This is a genomic window from Rhizobium sp. YS-1r (assembly GCF_000757525.1).
In the GTDB taxonomy this organism is placed as follows: domain Bacteria; phylum Pseudomonadota; class Alphaproteobacteria; order Rhizobiales; family Rhizobiaceae; genus Neorhizobium; species Neorhizobium petrolearium.
In genome coordinates this window covers 1-556 of sequence record NZ_JPYQ01000049.1, presented here as the reverse complement: position 1 = coordinate 556, position 556 = coordinate 1, and the positions used below count along the sequence as shown (strand labels likewise).

General features: G+C 57.2%; 1 protein-coding gene. It reads left to right on the top strand.

Going from position 1 to position 556, the window contains the following annotated elements; all coding sequences use genetic code 11:
- Nucleotides 1–249: 249 nt before the first annotated feature.
- A partial coding sequence (locus JL39_RS32625; protein ID WP_244446947.1) for a transposase occupies nt 250–556 on the top strand: 307 nt, incomplete at its 3' end.

The window sequence follows — 556 nt, the reverse complement described above, 5'->3', positions numbered from 1 at the left end:
CTCGTCAGGCTCATAACCTGAAGGCCGCAGGTTCAAATCCTGCCCCCGCAACCACTGAGACTTGAATATTTTGCCATTCAAGTCGCTTCACAGAAAGCTCCTCCGCGTAAGCGTCGAGGAGCTTTTTTGTTTCTGCGCCGTATCAAGCTCGCTGGCGAGAAGCTTTTCCAGAGTAAGCGCGTAGACCACCCCACGTATCTTTCGTACTGCTGATCGGCGATTTTCTGCATGAGTCATGCGGAGAATTCTATGAGCGACAGTGTGAATCACCCTCGAACCTTTGAGATTTTGACCGCGGAGCCCGTGCGAAGACGACGCAAGCCGCGTGCCTGGTCGGATGACGAAAAGGCGCGGATCGTCGCCGCGACGCTGCAGCCTGGGGCGAATGTCTCGGCGGTTGCCCGGTCTGAAGGCTTGGATCCCTCGCAGCTTTATGAGTGGCGTCGCAAGGCACTGGCATCGGGAGTTGTTGCGCCCCTGACGGAGGGAACGGGCAAGCAGATGCCGCGCGACGATCAACGTGGAATTCCAGCGTCAATCAAGATGGGACTTTGCG